This is a genomic window from uncultured Mailhella sp., assembly GCF_963931295.1.
Classification (GTDB): Bacteria; Desulfobacterota; Desulfovibrionia; order Desulfovibrionales; family Desulfovibrionaceae; genus Mailhella.
In genome coordinates this window covers 1,444,775-1,461,690 of record NZ_OZ007001.1, presented here as the reverse complement: position 1 = coordinate 1,461,690, position 16,916 = coordinate 1,444,775, and the positions used below count along the sequence as shown (strand labels likewise).

Here is a 16,916-nt window from a genome sequence, read left to right as displayed (position 1 = left end):
AGGATGTCTCTTTGCGGAGCTGCTCCCGGACGAGGGAAGAAAATCCGCTGGCGCGCCTGCGGCGGGGCGCGAGGTGTTCTCTCTGTGCCTGCGGAGAGCGCTTTCTGTCCTTGAACGATCTGCCTTTGCGTTCAGCTTTTCCCTGCGTCTTCCGGGAGCGCCCTATTTTTCTCTTGGCATGCTCAGGCCGAGCTGCTTCATTCTTGCGCGCAGGGTGGTGTAGTGAATTCCCAGCACCTGCGTGACGCTGTTTTCGCCGGTGAGCTTGCCCCCGCATTTTGCCAGCACGGCGCGGATGTAGAGGTTTTCCATTTCCGCCAGCGTGGGCCAGTCGGAGGCGTTTTCTTCCGGCGCAGACCAGACCGATTCCTCGAATTCGTCCCTTTCAATGTCGAAGTGCAGCGTGCCGCTTTTGCCGCGGGCAAGAATCATGGCGCGCTCCACGACATGATCCAGTTCCCGCACGTTGCCCGGCCAGTTGTAGGCGTACAGTCTCGCAAGTTCTTCCTTGGGAATGCGGATGGTTTCCGGCAGGTCGAACTGCTTGGCCTTGGTGTGGAGAAAATGACGCAGCAGGGTGGGAATGTCTTCCTTGCGTTCCCGCAGCGGAGGCACGTGGATGGGAAACACGCTGAGCCGGTACCAGAGATCGCGGCGGAAGGTGCCTTCTTTGACTTTGCGGTGCAGATCCGCGTGGGTGGAGGCGATGATGCGCACGTCGAGCTGCACCGCGTTCGGACTGCCCACTCGCGTGATGGTCCGGTTTTCCAGCACGCGCAGCAGCCGCACCTGCGCGGAAAGGGGCATTTCTCCGATTTCGTCCAGCAGAATGGTGCCGCCCTGTGCGGCCTCGAAATAGCCGCGGCGTGTGTTCACGGCGCCGGTGAACGCGCCTTTTTCGTAGCCGAAGAGTTCGCTTTCGAGCAGCGTGTCGGGAATGGCGCCGCAGTTCACCTTGATGAACGGCCCGTTGCGCCGCGGCGAGAGTTCGTGAATGGCGTCGGCCACGGATTCCTTGCCCACGCCGGTTTCGCCCATGATGAGCACGGTGCTCGAACACGGGGCTACCTGCTCCACCATGTTGCGCACGTGATTCAGCCCCGAACACTCGAAGAGCTTGTCGCTGCCGGAAGTCAGAGAACGGCTGGACGGCGCGGCCGGACTTTCCAGATCCTGGGCCAGTTCTTCCGCAAAGCCGCTGGTGACCTTCTGAAGCTCGGGCAGATCGTCTTCCGTAAAGGCGTTGTAGGTGTCGGACCAGAAGTTGACCACGAAAATATACGCTTCCGTGCGGCACAGGGGCAGACGGGCCAGCGAGCGGTGATGGAGAAAGGGCAGCTTTTCCGCCGCGGGATCGCTTTCCAGATGCTTTTCCTTGTAGGGATCGAGATTGCCCACGATGAGCGGTTCGGCCAGCCTCTCCCAGAGCAGAAGGGGCAGCTGACGGCCTTCCCTCTTCATGGTGACGGGTCTGTTTTCCTGGGTGTCCACCATGGTGATGACGTTGGACCAGTCCGAAGGAATGTAGAGCGCGTTGATGCGGGTCACGGCCATGGTTTCGGCCAGAAAGTCGCGAAGGCATGCGTAGGTCTGATACATGCCGCGCGTGCGGTAGATGAGCTTGAAGGACAGGGCGCTGGCGCGCAGGGAATCTTCGTCGAAATGCATGAGGGACCTTTTGGCTGAGCGTGGAAAACAGGGGCGGGCTCTTTTGCGCGCGCCGCAAAGGTATATAGTTCAAGTCTTATGAAAATACAAACTTAAATTATAATTTCGCAATAATTATGATTTCGATATTTTTCACAACCTCCTTGTTTTATGGAATTTTTCATTTTGGTATGGATTTTGCTAATCATAGGATTGACAATATCACCCATACGCCCGCCAACGAGCAAGGAGAGAAAACATGCCCCCGGTCATCAATAAGGACCTGTGTATCGGCTGCGGAACCTGCGCCGATATCTGTCCCATGAATGTGTTCGAGCAGGAAGCTCCCAAAACGGTTCCCAGCGTCGCCTACGGCGAGGAATGCTGGCACTGCAACGCCTGCGTGCTTGACTGCCCCAAGAAAGCCGTGTCTCTGCGGATTCCCCTCAATTACATGCTGCTCCATGTGGATGCGGCCCAGTTCAAGGAGTAGGTCATGCTCACGCTTAAAAATACGTTGGAAACGGATGTTCTGGTCGTCGGCGGCGGTATCGGCGGTCTGTGCGCGGCCATTTCCGCCGCTCAGGGCGGCGCGAAGGTCATCGTGCTCGAAAAAGCCAACAGCAAGCGCAGCGGTTCCGGCGCGACCGGCAACGATCACTTCACCTGCTACTATCCCAAGGCCCACGGCAACGACATCGCTCCCATCCTGAAGGAACTTCTGGACAGTATGCTCGGCCTCTGCCACGACACCAAGCTTTCGGTGCGCTTCCTTGAGCGTTCCATCAGCATTGCCGACAAGTGGCATTCCTGGGGCATCAACATGAAGCCCTTCGGCGACGACTACGTGTTCATGGGACACGCCTTCCCCAATCGTCCCCGCATCTTCCTCAAGTACGACGGTCACAATCAGAAGCAGGTGCTCACCGCTCAGGCCAAGAAGGCCGGAGCCGTCATTCTCAATCATCATCCCGTGCTCGACCTTCTGCGCAACGATGAAGGCATCACCGGCGCGCTCGCGCTGGACATGAGCGGCAAGGAACCCTCCTACACCGTGGTGCGCGCCAAGAAGGTCATCATCGCCACGGGATCGGCCTCCCGCCTGTACTCGCCCGCCGGAACTCCCGGCTGGCTGTTCAACACCGCCTTCTGTCCTTCCTGCACGGGCGCGGCGCAGGCGCAGAGCTGGCGCATCGGCGCCAAGCTCGTGAACATGGAGCTGCCCAACCGTCACGCCGGTCCCAAGTATTTCTCCAGAGCCGGCAAGAGCACCTGGATAGGCGTGTACCGCTATCCCAACGGCAAGCTGCTCGGCCCCTTCGTCACCAAGGCCACGAGGGAAGTCGGCGACATCACCTGCGACGTGTGGAACTCCGCCTACAGCGATGTGCTCATGAACGGCACCGGCCCCGCCTACATCGACTGCTCGGGCACCGGCCCTGAAGACATGAAGTTCATGCGCGCGGGCATGATCAGCGAAGGCCTCGGCGCGCTGCTCAACTACATGGACGACAAGGGCATCGATCCTTCCAAGTACGGCGTGGAATTCATGCAGTACGAACCGCATCTCATCGGCCGCGGCCTGCAGATCGACATCAACGGCGAAACCTCCGTGCATGGTCTGTACGCTGCGGGCGACATGGTGGGCAACTTCCGCTCCGACATCTCCGGCGCGGCCGTGTGGGGCTGGATGGCCGGCGAGCACGCTTCCGCCAACCTGGAGACCGGTTCCCTCGTGGAAGCGGAAAAGTCCGAATGGGCGCAGGAACGCATGGCCTACTACGACAGATTCCTGACCCGTCCTTCCGGCGCGCACTGGAAGGAAGCCGCCATGGGCCTGCAGCAGATCATGAACGACTACGCCGCGGCCGGTCCGCACAGAGTGCGTTCCGAAACCCTGCTCTGCGCCGGCCTCAAGTATCTTGCCGACCTGCGCACGAACGCCGAGGAATGCGTGAAGGCCGCCAACGCTCACGAACTTCTGCGCACCGTGGAAGCCTTCGAGCTCATGGACAACGGCGAAGTCATCATGCACGCCGCCCGCGAACGCAAGGAAAGCCGCGGCATGCATCAGCGTTCCGATTACACCTTTACGAATCCGCTTTTGTCGGACAAATTCCTGACGGTACGCAAGGAAAACGGCAAGGTTATCACGGAATGGCGTCAGCGCTGGTCCGCGTAGCCGCGTAACGACGAAAGATACGGCATGACAGAGTCCGATGCGGCAGGCCCGGGATTTTCCGGACCTGCCGCATGCGGGCGTCAAAGACACTTCATCATCACCCGAACGCGCGGATGCGCTCCGCCGTTCAAGAGCGGATGCTGTTTTCCGAGAGCGGAGCAGACATCCGGCAAGTCGCAATTTCTGGAGACATCATGGCACTGGAAAAACTGCTTACCCCCGGACGCATCGGCAACATGGAGCTGAACAACCGCCTTGTTTTTGCTCCTATCGCCGCGCGCGGGGCCGGGCCCGAAGGCACGCTGAGCGACGCCCTTGCCCGTTTTTATGAAGTAAGAGCGAAGGGCGGCATGGGCCTTGTCATTATGGGCCACACCTACTGCTGGCGTGAAGAACAGACCGACGGCGCCATGGGTCTGTGGTGCGACGCGCACATTCCTCCTCTTGCCGACCTTGTACGACGCATGCACTCCTATGGTCCCAAGGTCGCCGTGGAACTGGGCGGCCGCGGCACCCGCCGTCCCGACGGGCACTCCATTGCGCCTTCGCCCGTGCGCTTCGCCTTTGAAGACAAGCCCCCGAAGGAAATTCCCGTCGAGCAGATCGAATATTTCGTGGAATGCTACGGTCAGGCCGCGCGTCGCGCCCGCGAAGCAGGCTTCGACGCCGTGGAAATCCACGCCGCTCACGGCAAGCTGGTGAGCCTTTTCCTTTCTTCCTACAGCAACCGCCGCACCGACGCCTACGGCGGCACTCTGGAAAAGCGCACGCTTTTCCCCCGTCAGATCGTGCAGGCCATCCGCAAGCAGGCCGGCGAAGACTTCCCCATCATCTTCCGCTTCAGCGTGGATGACATGGTCGAGGGCGGCAATACCCTTGAAGACGGCAAGCAGATAGCCCGCATCATGGCCGCCGAGGGCGTGGACGCCTTTGAATGCTCGGCCGGCAATCAGGAAAAAGGCTGGAACACCTCGTTCAACTATTTCTTCCCCCGCAACTGTCTGGCGCATCTGGCGCGCCCCGTGGGCGAAGCCTCGGGCAAGCCCGTCATCGCCGTGGGCAAGATTCACGATCCGCTTGCCGCTGAACTGCTGCTCGAAGAGGGCGCGGCGGACTTCATTTCTCTCGGCCGTCCCTTCATCACCGATCCCGAGCTGCTCATCAAGGCCAGGGAAGGCCGCTACCGCGACATCAAGCGCTGCATCTACTGCCTGAACTGCTTCACCTACAAGTCCAGAAAGGACCGCATTCCCACGCCCGGCATCACCTGCACGGTGAACCCTGCGGCCATGCGCGAGGCGGAATTCCCCAAGCCGGAACCTGCTGCCGAACCCAGGCACATTCTCATTGCCGGCGGCGGCCTTGCGGGCATGGAAGCCGCCCACACTCTCGCCGAACGCGGCCATCATGTGGATCTTTACGAAAAGGCCGAGGATCTCGGCGGTCAGTGGATCGTGGCCGGCAAGGCTACCTACAAGTCCGACTTCCGCACGCTCATTCCCTGGATGCTCAATGCCATGAAGGAGGCCGGCGTGCACGTGCACACGGGCGTGGAAGTGAACCGCGCTCTGCTGGAAAAGGAACGCCCCGACGTGGTTGTTCTCGCCACGGGCGCGGTGCCGCGCGGACTTCCCGCCGCCGTGGACAGACCCGCGCACGGCGGACCTTCCGTGGTGCAGGGCATGGACGTCATCATGGACCGCGCCGAAGTCGGCGACCGTGTCGTGGTGGTGGGCGGCCGCTACATCGGCATGGAAGTCGCCATCAAGCTCGCCAAGCAGGGCAAGGACGTGTCTCTGCTCGAAGCCATGGAAATCGGACACGGCGGCATTCCTCGCCTGGTGGGCATCTACCGCAACGAAATGGTGGCCGCCAAGGTGCGCTTCTATCCCAATTCTCCTCTTCTGCGCCTGAACAGCGAAGGCGTGGACGCCGCCAATACCGGTTCCATGCTCACGCTGCCTTGTGATACAGTAGTGTTAGCCATCGGCACGGTGCCGGTGAACAATCTGGTCGAGGATCTCGAAGCTCTGGGCCTGGAATATCACGCCATCGGCGACTGTCGCCAGATCGGTGACGCGCTCTACGCCATCCGCGAAGGCGCGCAGATCGGCCGCAGGCTGTGAGTCACCCGAAGGAGCCCCTTTTTCAACCCCCTGTCGTACAAGGAGAGAGGTCATGAACATTACCCTCAACAAGCTCGGAAAGGCTTGCGCCGCCGTACTGCTCGCCCTCGGTCTGGCATCCCCCGCTCAGGCGGCCTATCCTGAAAAGCCCATTACCGTCATCATTCCCTTCGGCGCCGGCACCGGCGCAGACAACAACTTCCGCGCCGCGCAGCCTTTCTATGAAAAGGCGCTGGGCGTCAAGCTCGTCACCGACTACAAGGCCGGCGCGGGCGGCGTGGTGGGCGCCAACTACTACATGAGCACGAGGCCCGACGGCTACACCCTGCTCTTCTACAACTTCCCGCACATCTCCATGCAGCAGGTCTTCCAGAAGACCTCCTACAACACCAAGAATCTCGTACCCATCGTTGCTTCCGTGCTCTTCGATGAAATCATCACCGTGCGCGAAGACAGCCCCTTCAAGACGCTCGACGATCTCATCAAGTACGCCAAGGAACATCCCGGCAAGGTGACCGTGGGCAACACCGGCTCCTACAGCTCCAACCATCTTACCTTTGCCTCCTTCGTGAAGGAAACCGGCGTGGACATGGTGCGCATTCCCTTTGAAAACGGCACCAAGCTGAACGTGGCCCTGCTCGACGGACAGATTGACGCCGCCTGCTCCAACGCCCAGTGGCTGACCACCCACAAGGGCAAGATCCGCGCTCTGGCCTCCGCCTCGAAGACCCGCATCATCGAAGGCGTGCCCACCTTTGCCGAATACGGCCTCGATATGGAAGGCTGCACCATGTTCAACTGCCTCATCGGCCGCGCCGACATGCCCAAGGAAGCCCTGGACTATCTGACCAGCCGTCTGGCCACGCTCCGGGACGACCCGGAACTCAAGGCCTCCATTGAAAGAATCGGCTCCACCTACGGCTTCCAGGACAGCAACGACCTGAAGGAAACCATCGCGAAGATCGACCAGAAGGTGGAAAACCTGAAGGACGTCATCAAGGAAACCGCCGACTGATTGCGGACGGGGCGGCGGGAGCGGATGCGTCTTCCGCCGTCCTTCTGTCTTCCGGGACATGGAAAAGCGCAGCAGAGAACGCTTCCGCCGCGAAGCGTTCCTGTTCCGAGGAGCGCCGGACGCGGCGCTGAGACGCTCCGAACGTTCGGGAGCTGGCCGGATTCGGAACCATCCGGGGCCCTTTTCTTTCGGAGCATTCGGAAAGGAATCCGTTTTTCCTAAAATTACAGTAAAGGTATTACTATGTTAGAAATGTTGTGGAGCGGACTCCTTACCTGTCTCAGCCCCATTAATGTGCTGGCGCTCGTCATTTCCGTTGCGCTGGGTATCGTGGTCGGAGCACTGCCTGGTTTCGGCGCGGCCATTGGTATGATCATCATTCTCCCGCTGACCTATACCATGGACCATTCCACGGCGCTCATCGCCCTTTCCGGCGTGTATGTGGGCTGTGAATACGGCGGTTCCATCTCGTCCATTCTGCTGAACACGCCCGGAACCTCCGCGGCCATGGTCACCGCTTTCGACGGTTATCCCATGGCCAGAAAGGGCAAGGCGAGAGACGCCCTGCTCATTTCCAATATCGCGTCCTTCTCCGGCGGCATGATGTCGGCCCTGGCCATGCTGCTGTTCATGCCGCTGCTTGCTCCCTTCGTCATCAAGTTCGGCGCGGCGGAACTCTTCCTGCTTGCGGCCGTGGGCCTGTTCCTCGTGGGCTCCATCAGCGCGAAGGATCCGCTCAAGGGCATCGTTTCCGCGGCGCTCGGCGTGTTCACCACCTGCATCGGCGTGGACGCCTATGTGGGCAACCCCCGCTTCACCTTCGGCAGCATCGACCTCATGGGCGGCATTCCCTTCATTCCCGTCATGCTCGGCACCTTCTCCCTGCCCAGCATGCTGAACATGGTGCTTGCCCCCACCTGCGGCGTGCAGGAACAGATAGCCTTTGAAAAGGCCGGATTCCGCGACAACGTCTCCGCCTTTTTCCGCCTGTTCCATATGATGTTCAGCAAAATGAAAATGCTGCTTGTTCGCTCCGGCCTCATCGGTGTGGGCGTGGGCATCGTGCCCGGCGTGGGTGCTTCCGTGGCCACCATGCTCGCCTACTCAAGCGCCAAGCGCTACTCCAGGCATCCCGAAGAATTCGGCAAGGGCGCGGAGGAAGGCATTGTGGCTTCCGAATGCTCCAACAACGGCCTCGTGGGCGGCGCGTTCATTCCCGTGCTCGCGCTGGGCATTCCCGGTTCTCCCGCCGCCGCCGTGTTCATGGCCGCCATCTTCATGCACGGCATGGCCCCCGGCCCGAACTTCCTCGCCAACGAAGGCCCCGTGGTGTACATGGTCATCATGGCCCTGTTCCTCTGCGCCGTGGTGCAGATGCTGCTCGGTCTGTTCACCATCGGCTCTCTGGCCAACATTCTGCGCATCCCCTCGGACAAGCTCTTCCCCGGCGTCATCGTCATCTGCGCCATCGGCGCCTACGTGGTCCGCGGCCTGAACCTCGACATCTGGATCTTCGTGCTCTTCGGCATCGCCACCTATTTCCTCATCCGACTGGGCTTCAACCCGGGCGCCTACGCCCTCGGCGTCATCCTCGGCCCCGTGGTGGAACGCTCCATGCTCGAAGCCCTCTCCCTTGCGAGAGCCAAGGGCGCGCTCGTGTACTTCATGAACCGTCCCGTGGCCCAGGGCATGCTGGTGCTCATCGCCCTGTATGTCATCTACCGCGTGTACAAGCGCGTGCGCAACGGCAAGGCCGCTCAGGCCAGGGGCGCGTCGGGCGAGATTCCGCGTCTGCTTGAAGGCATGCGCGGCGCCGATCTCATTTCCGGCGTCATCATGCTGCCCGTCATCGGCGCGCTGGCCTCCATGCTCGTGGACTACCCCGAAAAGACGGCCATGTTCCCCGCCATCGTGCTCGGCCTGCTCGCGTTGCTCATGGCGGCCATTATCCTCAAGGCCGTATTCATGCCGGCGAAGTACGCGGGCATGACGGAAGCTCCCTTCTCCTGCATCAACTGGAAGGGCATAGGCATGCACGCCGCGCTTCTCATCGCCTACGTATTGTGCATCAAGTACATCGGCTTCTACGTGTCTTCCGCCACGCTGGTGTTCATTCTCTGCACCGTGCTGAAGAACGATCTGAAGTCCAGGGATCTTTTCTGGAACGTGGTGTTCACGCTGGTGTTCGTGGCCGTGTGCTACGTCATCTTCTCCCTCGGATTCAGCGTCAACACGCCCCGCGGCATTCTGTTCTAGGGCACTTTTTCCAGCAACCATCAGGGAATTCGCCGGATTCGGGCATTACCGGTCTGGCGGATTCGTTTTTTCGGGGCGTGACGGACGTGTCGTCGCGCCTTCGGATGCGGATGGCGGCGGTTCGGACAATCTTCCGATGCGCCGCAAACGCCCGGCCTGCGCCTGAAGACGTGTTCGTACTGTCGGCAGAGCGCGCCTTAGCGCATCGTCGGGCGGCTCCGCAGCACGACAATCAAAATTCCGACAGTTTCTGCGCCGAGATACGGCGGCGTGTTGCGTCTGCCGGGCGTTGCTTAGATTACAAGGAGGCATGAGATGGCTTTTCCTCACCTTTTCACCCACGCGAAAATCGGGAATCTTGAAATACCCAACCGCTACGTTCAGACTTCGGTGCAGACCCGGGGCGGAACGGAAGACGGTTTTGTGGGCGAACCGCTGTTTGCCTTTCACAGGGCCCGCCTGGGGCAGGCCGGTCTCGTCACCGTGCAGCAGACCTTTGCGTGGCCTTCCGTGAAGCTGGCGCAGGGCCTTGCCCTGTGGGACGACAAGTACATTGAAAAGCTCGCGGAGCTGGCGGCGCTCATCAAGTCCGGCGGCGCAAAGGTGTTTCTGCAGCTCGGCGGCGCAGGCTCCCGCGCGGGCACGAAGAAGGAATGCATTGCGCCTTCTCCGGTACGCGGCTCCTGGGATCTCGTGGTTCCCAGAGAAATGACCCGTCAGGAAATTCTCGACTACATCGAATGCTACGCCCAGGCGGGCAAGAGACTCTACGAAGCCGGATTCGACGGCTTTGCGCTGCACGGCGGTTCGGGCAAGTTCATCAGTCAGTTCCTGTCGCCCTACAGCAACCGCCGCACCGACGACTTCGGCGGCACGGCGAAAAAGCGCATCGCGCTTCCCCGCATGATCGTGGAAGCCATCCGCGAGCGCACCCGCGACGACTTCCCCGTGTACATCCGCTTCCCGAAGTGCGACTACATGGAAGGCGGCATGACCCTCGACGAGGGCATTGAAGAGATGGGCTATCTGGCCGAGGCCGGTGTGAACGCCTTCCTCATGACGGGCGGCGGTCAGGAACGTCTGTGGCACGGCGTGCCCATCTATGCGGAAGGTTCGGCGCAGAACATCGCCGACACCGCCAAGGTCAAGAAGGCGCTTCCCGATGTGGCCATCATTGCAAGCTGCGGTCTGCACGATCCTCATGAGGCGGACAAGATGATTGCCGACGGCGTGGCCGACTTCATCGGCATTGCGCGTCCGCTGCTGGCCGATCCCGACTACGTGGGCAAGCTGCGCCGCGGCGAGGAAGACACCATCCGCCGCTGCGTGCGCTGCAACAACTGTCAGACCTGGGCCTCGCGCCCGAGACTGGTTGGCCGCGGCATGTGCTGCACGGTGAACCCCGCCCTGATGATGGAAGACACCTATGTGTCCCGTCCTGCCGAAAAGCCCAGGAACATCTATGTGATCGGCGGCGGTCTGGCGGGCATGCGCTGCGCGCTCGCGCTGGCCGAGCGCGGCCATCACGTGGATCTTTTTGAAAAGACCGGCGAACTCGGCGGCCAGTGGCTGGTGGCTTCCGCCGGCGACGACAAGGCGAGCTTCCGCACGCTCGTGCCGTGGCTGAAGGAGAACATGGACAAGGCCGGCGTGCGCATTCACATGAACACGACGGTGACGCGCGAACAGATCATGGCCGCGCATCCCGACGAAGTGGTGCTGGCCACGGGCGCCACGCCCCGCGCGCTTTCCGGCGTGGACGGTCAGGACAGCGGCATGCCCATCGTGTACGCCATGGACGTGCTGCGCAACAAGGTGAGCACCGGCGAGCGCTGCGTGGTGCTCGGCGGACGCTACATAGGTCTGGAAACGTCGCTCAAGCTCGCCCGCGAAGGCAAGAAGGTATGCCTTGTGGAACTCAACGAGCTCGGCCGCGGCCTTATTTCCCGCATCCGCGGCTGGCTGTTCCAGGAAATCGCCGATTGCGACAACATCCGTCTGTTCCCGGATTCCACGTTGTTCCGTCTGACCGCGCATACCGCGGAAATCGATCACGGCCACGCGCTGTTCCCCGTGAAGGCCGACACGCTGGTGCTCGCCATCGGCACGGTGCCGGACAAGAAGCTTCAGGAATCGCTGGGCGACTGCGGCATTCCCGTGCATACCATCGGCGACTGCGATCACATAGGCGACGCCTACGAGGCCATGGATCAGGGCCTGGCGCTTGGTCTGAAGCTGTAACCACAGGGGGCATTTCCCTGTCTGGCGGAAGCGTTTCCGCATGAAAAGAGCCCGTGTCGCTGTTCGGCACGGGCTCTTTTCGTCTCGAAGCTTTTCAGAAGCGGCCCCGAAGGGCATGTCGTCATGCTCGGATGATGTTAAAGTAGTGGTGGCGGGAAGGGATTCGCTCCCGTAGTTTTTTGATCCTGCGGTCATGAGGGCGGGCGGGGCGTTGCGCCCTCATGACATGCCGTCAGACGGCAGGACCTCGATGTCGGAAGGCGACGCAGAGATCAGTCGTCGCGCTTGCTTTTGGCGATGGCCACCACCACGCCGGAGAGGGCCAGCAGACCGATGAGGTTGGGCAGCACCATGAGGCCGTTGAACATGTCGGACATGTTCCACACGAGGTTCACCTTGAGGCCGGAGCCGATGACGATGAACACCACGACGATGGCGGCGTAGATTTTGACGTATTTTGCGCCGAACAGGGCCTTCACGTTGGCCTCGCCGAAGAAGTACCAGCCGATGATGGTGGAAAAGGCGAAGAAGAACAGGCAGACCGCGATATAGATGTTGCCGAAGGAGCCGAATACCGTGTCGAAGGCGATCTGGGCGAGTTCGGTGCCGGTGCTGCCGCAGTTCCATTCGCCGGTGATGACGATGACGAGGGCGGTGCAGGTGAGCACCACGAAGGTGTCGATGAACACGCCCATCATGGCCATCATGCCCTGATCGTCGGGATGGGCGACCTTGGCCAGCGCGTGGGCGTGGGGCGTGGAGCCCATGCCGGCTTCGTTGGAGAAGAGGCCGCGGGCCACACCGTAGCGCATGGCCTCGCGCACGGTGATGCCGAGCGCGCCGCCGCCGGCGGACTGGGGATCAAAGGCCATGACGAAAATGGTTTTGAACGCGCCGGGCAGGGCGGTGATGTTGGCGAAGATGATGACAAGGCAGCCGCCTACGTAGAGAAGGGCCATGAGGGGCACGAGCTTTTCCATGACCCAGGCGATGCGCCTGGCGCCGCCGAGGAAGATGGCGGCGGAAATGAGGGCCACGACGACGCCGACGAGCACGGGCGAGAGCCCGAAGGCGGTGCTGAAGGCCGCGCCGATGGAGTTGGACTGCACCATGTTGCCCATGAAGCCGAGGGCGAGAATGATGGCCACGGAGAAGAATCCGGCGAGAGCCTTGCCGAAAGTGCCGGGGAAGGCGGCGCGGATGTAGTAGGCCGGTCCGCCGACGGTTTCGCCGCGTTCGTTGGTGGTTTTGTACTTCTGAGCGAGCACGGCTTCGGAGTAGTTGGTGGCCATGCCGAAGAAGGCGCTCAGCCACATCCAGAAGATGGCTCCGGGGCCGCCGGCTGCAATGGCCGTGGCCGCGCCGGCAATGTTGCCCGTGCCCACCTGGGCGGCCACGGCGGTGGCGAGCGCCTGGAATGAGCTCATGCCGGTGTGGTCGGCGCTTTCGCCGTGCAGGGAGATGTTGCTGAACAGGCGGCGGAAGGCGTGGGGCAGCTTGCGCAGCTGAATGAAGCGCAGCCGGATGGTGTAGAAAATGCCCGTGCCGCAGAGCAGGAAGAGCAGAAGCCAGCCCCAGAGCACGCCGTTGACCGCATCGACTATCTGACTGATGAGTTCCATAAACCATTCCTTCGAGCGCATGAGGAGCGCTGTCCGCAACCCGTCATGCCCTCTGTTTCAGGGTACAAAAAAAGAGCAAATCCATGAGATTTGCTCCAGAGAAACGCTTAGGGATGAAGCGGCAGGTATGGTCGAGCGGCAAGATCCTAAGCTCTGTCCTTTGGCCTGAGAGTTTCGGCTTTCGCCTTGCACCTTCGGCACCCAAACGGGATTCTCCAGAGCTCCCTCCGCTGCTAGTCGGCCTTGCGGCGTTCAGGCAGTTTCAACGGGATCATGTGCTTTCCTGTGGAAAGCGAAAAAAAATCTAGTATGATTTGCGGACGAATGTCAATAATGTGCCGGTGAATCAGTAATGGATCGACATTCGGTGTGATTTCTGGAACAAAAATATATTGTTTGTGTGCTGTGCGACGTCTCTGATTTTTCTGAAATAGGCATTGAAGTTCATGTGGTTATGGGGATGAAACAGAAATTTGCCGGGAGGCGGCGCAGCGCTTTTCTGGAAAAGAGCCGAAACATTTTGAGTAGTCGGAGTTCTCTGGAGGGAGTTCGGATGCTTCCGGCAGGAGGCGTTCGGCGAATGGAACGCGTTTTTTTTCGTAAGGAGGAAGCGGCGGAGCAAATTTTTCTCTCCCCCTTGCGCGTCGCGTCTTTTTCTGACACCCTGACCGCAAAAACAGGAGTTGCTCATGCTGCCTACCATTTCGCCCCGCAGGGCGTTTGAAATGTTGAAGAACGGGGAAGCCCGTCTTGTTGATATCCGGGAAACGGCGGAATACGCGGAAAACTTTATTCCCGGAGCCCGCCTCGTGCCTCTGTCCATTGCGAAGATTTATCCGCTCAAGGACGCCGACGCCCCGGATAAGCCCGTCATTTTCTTCTGCCGATCCGGCAACCGCACGGACAAGGCTTCCGAACTGCTGCGCAGTCTTGCCGGCGACGCCGAGGCCTGGCAGATGGAAGGCGGCCTTTCCGGATGGCAGAAGGAAGGTCTGCCCGTGCAGCACGAAAAGACGCCGTTCCCGCTGTTCCGGCAGATTCAGATAGGAGCCGGAGCCCTGGTGCTTCTGGGCATACTGGGAAGCTACGTGTGGCATCCCATGTACTGGCTTTCCGCGTTTGTGGGAGCAGGCCTGGTGTTCGCCGGCGTGACGGGCTTCTGCGGACTCGGACTGCTGCTTGCGCGCATGCCGTGGAACAGAAAATGATCGTCGCATGATGAAGGAACGCCGGGAATATTCCCGGCGTTTTTCGTCGAGCCGCGGGGCATTGGGCGGAACGGTTGGGCACGCGATTCTTGTTTCGGTCGTTATGTCCTGGGAGCGCGCGTTCTTTTTTTTCGGAAGAGGAAGGAGCCCAGTGTCAGAATTACACATGCGGCCACAATGATGAGCAGGGCGTTCAGCAGTCCCTTTTCATGGGCGACGAAGCCGAGCATGGGGGGAAAGAACAGCAGGCCGCTGTAGGAGAGAATGGAAACAATGGCGCTTGCCCTGCCCGCACTGATGCCCGGGCAGCTTCCCGCGCGGCTGAAGAGCGTGGGCACGATGGGGGAAAGTCCGGCTCCCATGAGCGCGTATCCGGCAAGACATGCGGCGGGCAGCGGCGAGAAAAGCGCCAGCAGCATGCCGGCAAGCGCCAGCAGCGAGCCGCCGAACAGCAGAACGAAGTCGCTCAGCACGTGCCGCAGGCGATCGCTGAAAAGACGGCAGCATACGGTGGTGACGGAAAAGGCCGCGAACACGAGGGCGGCGGTGTGTTCGTCTGCGCCCTTGACGGTGAAGAGCAGCAGACTTCCCCATTCGGCCACGGAGCCTTCCGAGGCGTAGGCGAGCATGGAGAGAACGCCGCAAAGAAGCACGAAGAGCGGCAGCGAGCGGGAGTCGTCCTTGCCCCCCTGGCGGGAAACGGGCAGATCGTTCAGCAGACGGGAGGAGGCCTTTCCGAGAAAGCAGGCGTAGAGACCGAGCACGCAGGCGGCGTTGATGAACGGATTCAGGCCGAGACCGGCGAACACGGCCCCGGCGATGGAGCCGGTAACGCCGCCGAAGCTGTAGGCGGCGTGCATGAACGACATGCACGATGTGCGGTAGCGATGTTCCGTGTGGATGCCCTGGGTGTTCATGGATACGTCCACGAGGCCCATGCTTGCGCCCACGATCAGACAGCCTGCGCCGAGCTGGAGCGGCGTTTGGGCCAGACAGCTCAGCGCCGTGGCGGCCGCAAGCGTCATGGAGCCGTATTTGAGAAGATTCCGGCTTCCCCAGAGGGCGATGAGGCGGCTGCTGCAGAACAGAGCAACGAGGCTGGACATGCCGACGCAGAGCAGCAGAAGACCTATCTGGGACTCGTCGGCGCCGGTCTGCATTTTCAGCGCGGGCAGGCGGGAAGTGAACACGCCATAGGCGAGTCCGGGGCAGAGAAAGAAGTACGCGCAGGCCGCGCGGGTGATGGAAAACTCAGTCCGTTTCATGCCAAGATCCTTGATTTTTTTCCGAGACAACGCGAGTCGGCGTCTTTTCTTCGGTCGTTCGTCAGCGTAAACTACTGGGTAACACAAGGGTCAAGGAGAAAGGCGTGGGAAGAAAAAGTTTTTTGAAGATAGGGGAATTTGCCCGCATATGCCATACCACCAAGGACACGCTGCTTCATTACGACAGAAAGGGACTTCTTCGCCCGGCGTATATTTCGGAAAACGGCTATCGACGATACAGCATGAAGCAGTTTTTTGATTTTGATCTTATTTCTCTTCTCAAGGAAACGGGCAGCACGCTGGAGGAAATAAGGAAATGTCGCGAAAGCTGCGGGAACGAGGGATATCTTGGTCTTGTGACGGAGCGCATAGCCGTGCTGGAGCGGGAACAGGAACGCATGGCACATCGGCTTTCCATGCTCAGGGGCCTGGCGGACATGGGAGAGAAGGCTCGGTGCGCGACGTACGACCGGCTTTTTTTCGAGCGGAGAGAGGCGCTTGAGATACGCGTGTATCCTGTGGATTCCGAGAAGATCACCGTTCGGGAGTCGAGCGCGGAGTGCTACTCCGAGTGCCTGATGCGCAGTCTGATGGAAGGAAACAGTATTGATCCGCCGCTCGGCGTCATTATTCCCGAGGACTGCGCGTGCAGGGGAGAGTTTCGTATTGAGAGCATGTTTACCGCCGCGTGGCGCGACGTGGGACGGGAGCGCGCCGGACGCATGGAGTCAGGCCGGTATGCCTGCCTGTTCCATCGCGGCGACATGCGAAGTCACGAAGAGGCGTTTGTCCGCATGACGGCGGAACTTTCGGCCCGGGGAGAGCGTGCGTGCGGCCCCGTGTACGCGTTTGACCAGATGAATTACGTGCTCGGCGAAAACGGCGAGGAGTACGTTGCCGAATATGTCGTGCGGGTGGACGATGAGCGCGCCGCGGAAAAGATGGAGAACACTATTAATGGAAACTATTTCAGCCAGCCCGAAGAGGGGGCTTCTGAGCGCTGTTTGGTATGATGCTGGGAATAAAAGTGTAGTCACTTGTTTTAATAAAAATAATTTAAAATTATATCTGTTGCAGTTTTTTGATAAAAATGGATGAAATATGAAATTTTTTTGGAAATTAAATGTCTATATAATTATATTGTATTGAAAAATAAAAAATATAATATATTTAAATATGATATAAATGAAAAAAATACAGAATAAAGACGTATCTGAAAATACGAAATTTGTCCAAAGCGCAAATGGATATGATTGTAAATCTGGCAATATATTTGAAAGATAATATTTCATGATGGATTGACAATGCAGGTCAGGCGACGTGTGTTGTGCTGAATGCAGGTTTATTGTGAGAA

At 60.0% G+C, this 16,916-nt stretch carries 12 protein-coding genes and 1 riboswitch; of the genes, 9 read left to right on the top strand and 3 right to left on the bottom strand.

All coding sequences use genetic code 11. From position 1 onward, the window contains the following. Positions 1 to 162: 162 nt before the first annotated feature. On the bottom strand, positions 163 to 1,668 hold the full coding sequence (locus ABGT79_RS05975) for a sigma-54 dependent transcriptional regulator (RefSeq protein WP_346665428.1): 1,506 nt from the start codon (positions 1,666 to 1,668) through the stop codon (positions 163 to 165). A gap of 238 nt (positions 1,669 to 1,906) precedes the next feature. Here ABGT79_RS05975 and ABGT79_RS05970 point away from each other — a divergent pair, with 238 nt between their 5' ends. From ABGT79_RS05970 to ABGT79_RS05945, 6 genes are all read left to right on the top strand, one after another. Continuing rightward, entirely contained in the window at positions 1,907 to 2,140 is a 234-nt protein-coding gene (locus tag ABGT79_RS05970; protein ID WP_294484085.1) for a ferredoxin family protein, read from the top strand. A 3-nt stretch (positions 2,141 to 2,143) separates the two neighbouring features. Next, positions 2,144 to 3,829 carry an FAD-binding protein gene (locus ABGT79_RS05965; RefSeq protein WP_346665427.1) on the top strand — a complete coding sequence of 562 codons (1,686 nt, stop codon included), beginning with the start codon at positions 2,144 to 2,146 and terminating at the stop codon, positions 3,827 to 3,829. A 194-nt stretch (positions 3,830 to 4,023) separates the two neighbouring features. Then, positions 4,024 to 5,955, top strand: coding sequence for an FAD-dependent oxidoreductase (locus ABGT79_RS05960; protein WP_346665426.1), 1,932 nt, complete (start codon positions 4,024 to 4,026; stop codon positions 5,953 to 5,955). A gap of 52 nt (positions 5,956 to 6,007) precedes the next feature. Beyond that, on the top strand, positions 6,008 to 6,970 hold the full coding sequence (locus tag ABGT79_RS05955) for a tripartite tricarboxylate transporter substrate binding protein (protein ID WP_346665425.1): 963 nt from the start codon (positions 6,008 to 6,010) through the stop codon (positions 6,968 to 6,970). A 243-nt stretch (positions 6,971 to 7,213) separates the two neighbouring features. Continuing rightward, positions 7,214 to 9,226 carry a tripartite tricarboxylate transporter permease gene (locus ABGT79_RS05950; protein ID WP_346665424.1) on the top strand — a complete coding sequence of 671 codons (2,013 nt, stop codon included), beginning with the start codon at positions 7,214 to 7,216 and terminating at the stop codon, positions 9,224 to 9,226. Positions 9,227 to 9,541: 315 nt separating this feature from the next. Beyond that, a complete protein-coding gene (locus ABGT79_RS05945; protein WP_346665423.1) occupies positions 9,542 to 11,467 on the top strand; it encodes an FAD-dependent oxidoreductase in 1,926 nt (641 codons plus the stop codon). Between the two features lie 272 nt (positions 11,468 to 11,739). Here the strand turns inward: ABGT79_RS05945 and ABGT79_RS05940 are convergent, their stop codons facing one another. Further along, positions 11,740 to 13,089 carry a sodium:alanine symporter family protein gene (locus ABGT79_RS05940; RefSeq protein WP_346665422.1) on the bottom strand — a complete coding sequence of 450 codons (1,350 nt, stop codon included), beginning with the start codon at positions 13,087 to 13,089 and terminating at the stop codon, positions 11,740 to 11,742. A gap of 143 nt (positions 13,090 to 13,232) precedes the next feature. Continuing rightward, positions 13,233 to 13,318, bottom strand: a riboswitch (glycine riboswitch). 171 nt (positions 13,319 to 13,489) lie between these two features. Here ABGT79_RS05940 and ABGT79_RS05935 point away from each other — a divergent pair. Continuing rightward, on the top strand, positions 13,490 to 13,813 hold the full coding sequence (locus ABGT79_RS05935) for a hypothetical protein (RefSeq protein ID WP_346665421.1): 324 nt from the start codon (positions 13,490 to 13,492) through the stop codon (positions 13,811 to 13,813). Continuing rightward, on the top strand, positions 13,779 to 14,297 hold the full coding sequence (locus ABGT79_RS05930) for a rhodanese family protein (RefSeq protein ID WP_346665420.1): 519 nt from the start codon (positions 13,779 to 13,781) through the stop codon (positions 14,295 to 14,297). The genes ABGT79_RS05935 and ABGT79_RS05930 overlap by 35 nt, the downstream gene beginning before the upstream one ends. A 101-nt stretch (positions 14,298 to 14,398) precedes the next feature. Here the strand turns inward: ABGT79_RS05930 and ABGT79_RS05925 are convergent, their stop codons facing one another. After that, positions 14,399 to 15,562 (bottom strand): MFS transporter, encoded by a 1,164-nt coding sequence (locus ABGT79_RS05925; RefSeq protein WP_346665419.1) that lies wholly within the window; start codon positions 15,560 to 15,562, stop codon positions 14,399 to 14,401. Positions 15,563 to 15,666: 104 nt separating this feature from the next. Between ABGT79_RS05925 and ABGT79_RS05920 the strand changes: the two genes are divergently transcribed. Beyond that, positions 15,667 to 16,575, top strand: coding sequence for a MerR family transcriptional regulator (locus ABGT79_RS05920; protein WP_346665418.1), 909 nt, complete (start codon positions 15,667 to 15,669; stop codon positions 16,573 to 16,575). Positions 16,576 to 16,916 lie beyond the last annotated feature (341 nt).

Coding starts and splice junctions, on each gene's coding strand:
- ABGT79_RS05975 (WP_346665428.1), bottom strand. CDS start 1,668: ATGCATTTCGACGAAGATTCCCTGCGCGCCAGCGCCCTGTCCTTCAAG.
- ABGT79_RS05970 (WP_294484085.1), top strand. CDS start 1,907: ATGCCCCCGGTCATCAATAAGGACCTGTGTATCGGCTGCGGAACCTGC.
- ABGT79_RS05965 (WP_346665427.1), top strand. CDS start 2,144: ATGCTCACGCTTAAAAATACGTTGGAAACGGATGTTCTGGTCGTCGGC.
- ABGT79_RS05960 (WP_346665426.1), top strand. CDS start 4,024: ATGGCACTGGAAAAACTGCTTACCCCCGGACGCATCGGCAACATGGAG.
- ABGT79_RS05955 (WP_346665425.1), top strand. CDS start 6,008: ATGAACATTACCCTCAACAAGCTCGGAAAGGCTTGCGCCGCCGTACTG.
- ABGT79_RS05950 (WP_346665424.1), top strand. CDS start 7,214: ATGTTAGAAATGTTGTGGAGCGGACTCCTTACCTGTCTCAGCCCCATT.
- ABGT79_RS05945 (WP_346665423.1), top strand. CDS start 9,542: ATGGCTTTTCCTCACCTTTTCACCCACGCGAAAATCGGGAATCTTGAA.
- ABGT79_RS05940 (WP_346665422.1), bottom strand. CDS start 13,089: ATGGAACTCATCAGTCAGATAGTCGATGCGGTCAACGGCGTGCTCTGG.
- ABGT79_RS05930 (WP_346665420.1), top strand. CDS start 13,779: ATGCTGCCTACCATTTCGCCCCGCAGGGCGTTTGAAATGTTGAAGAAC.
- ABGT79_RS05925 (WP_346665419.1), bottom strand. CDS start 15,562: ATGAAACGGACTGAGTTTTCCATCACCCGCGCGGCCTGCGCGTACTTC.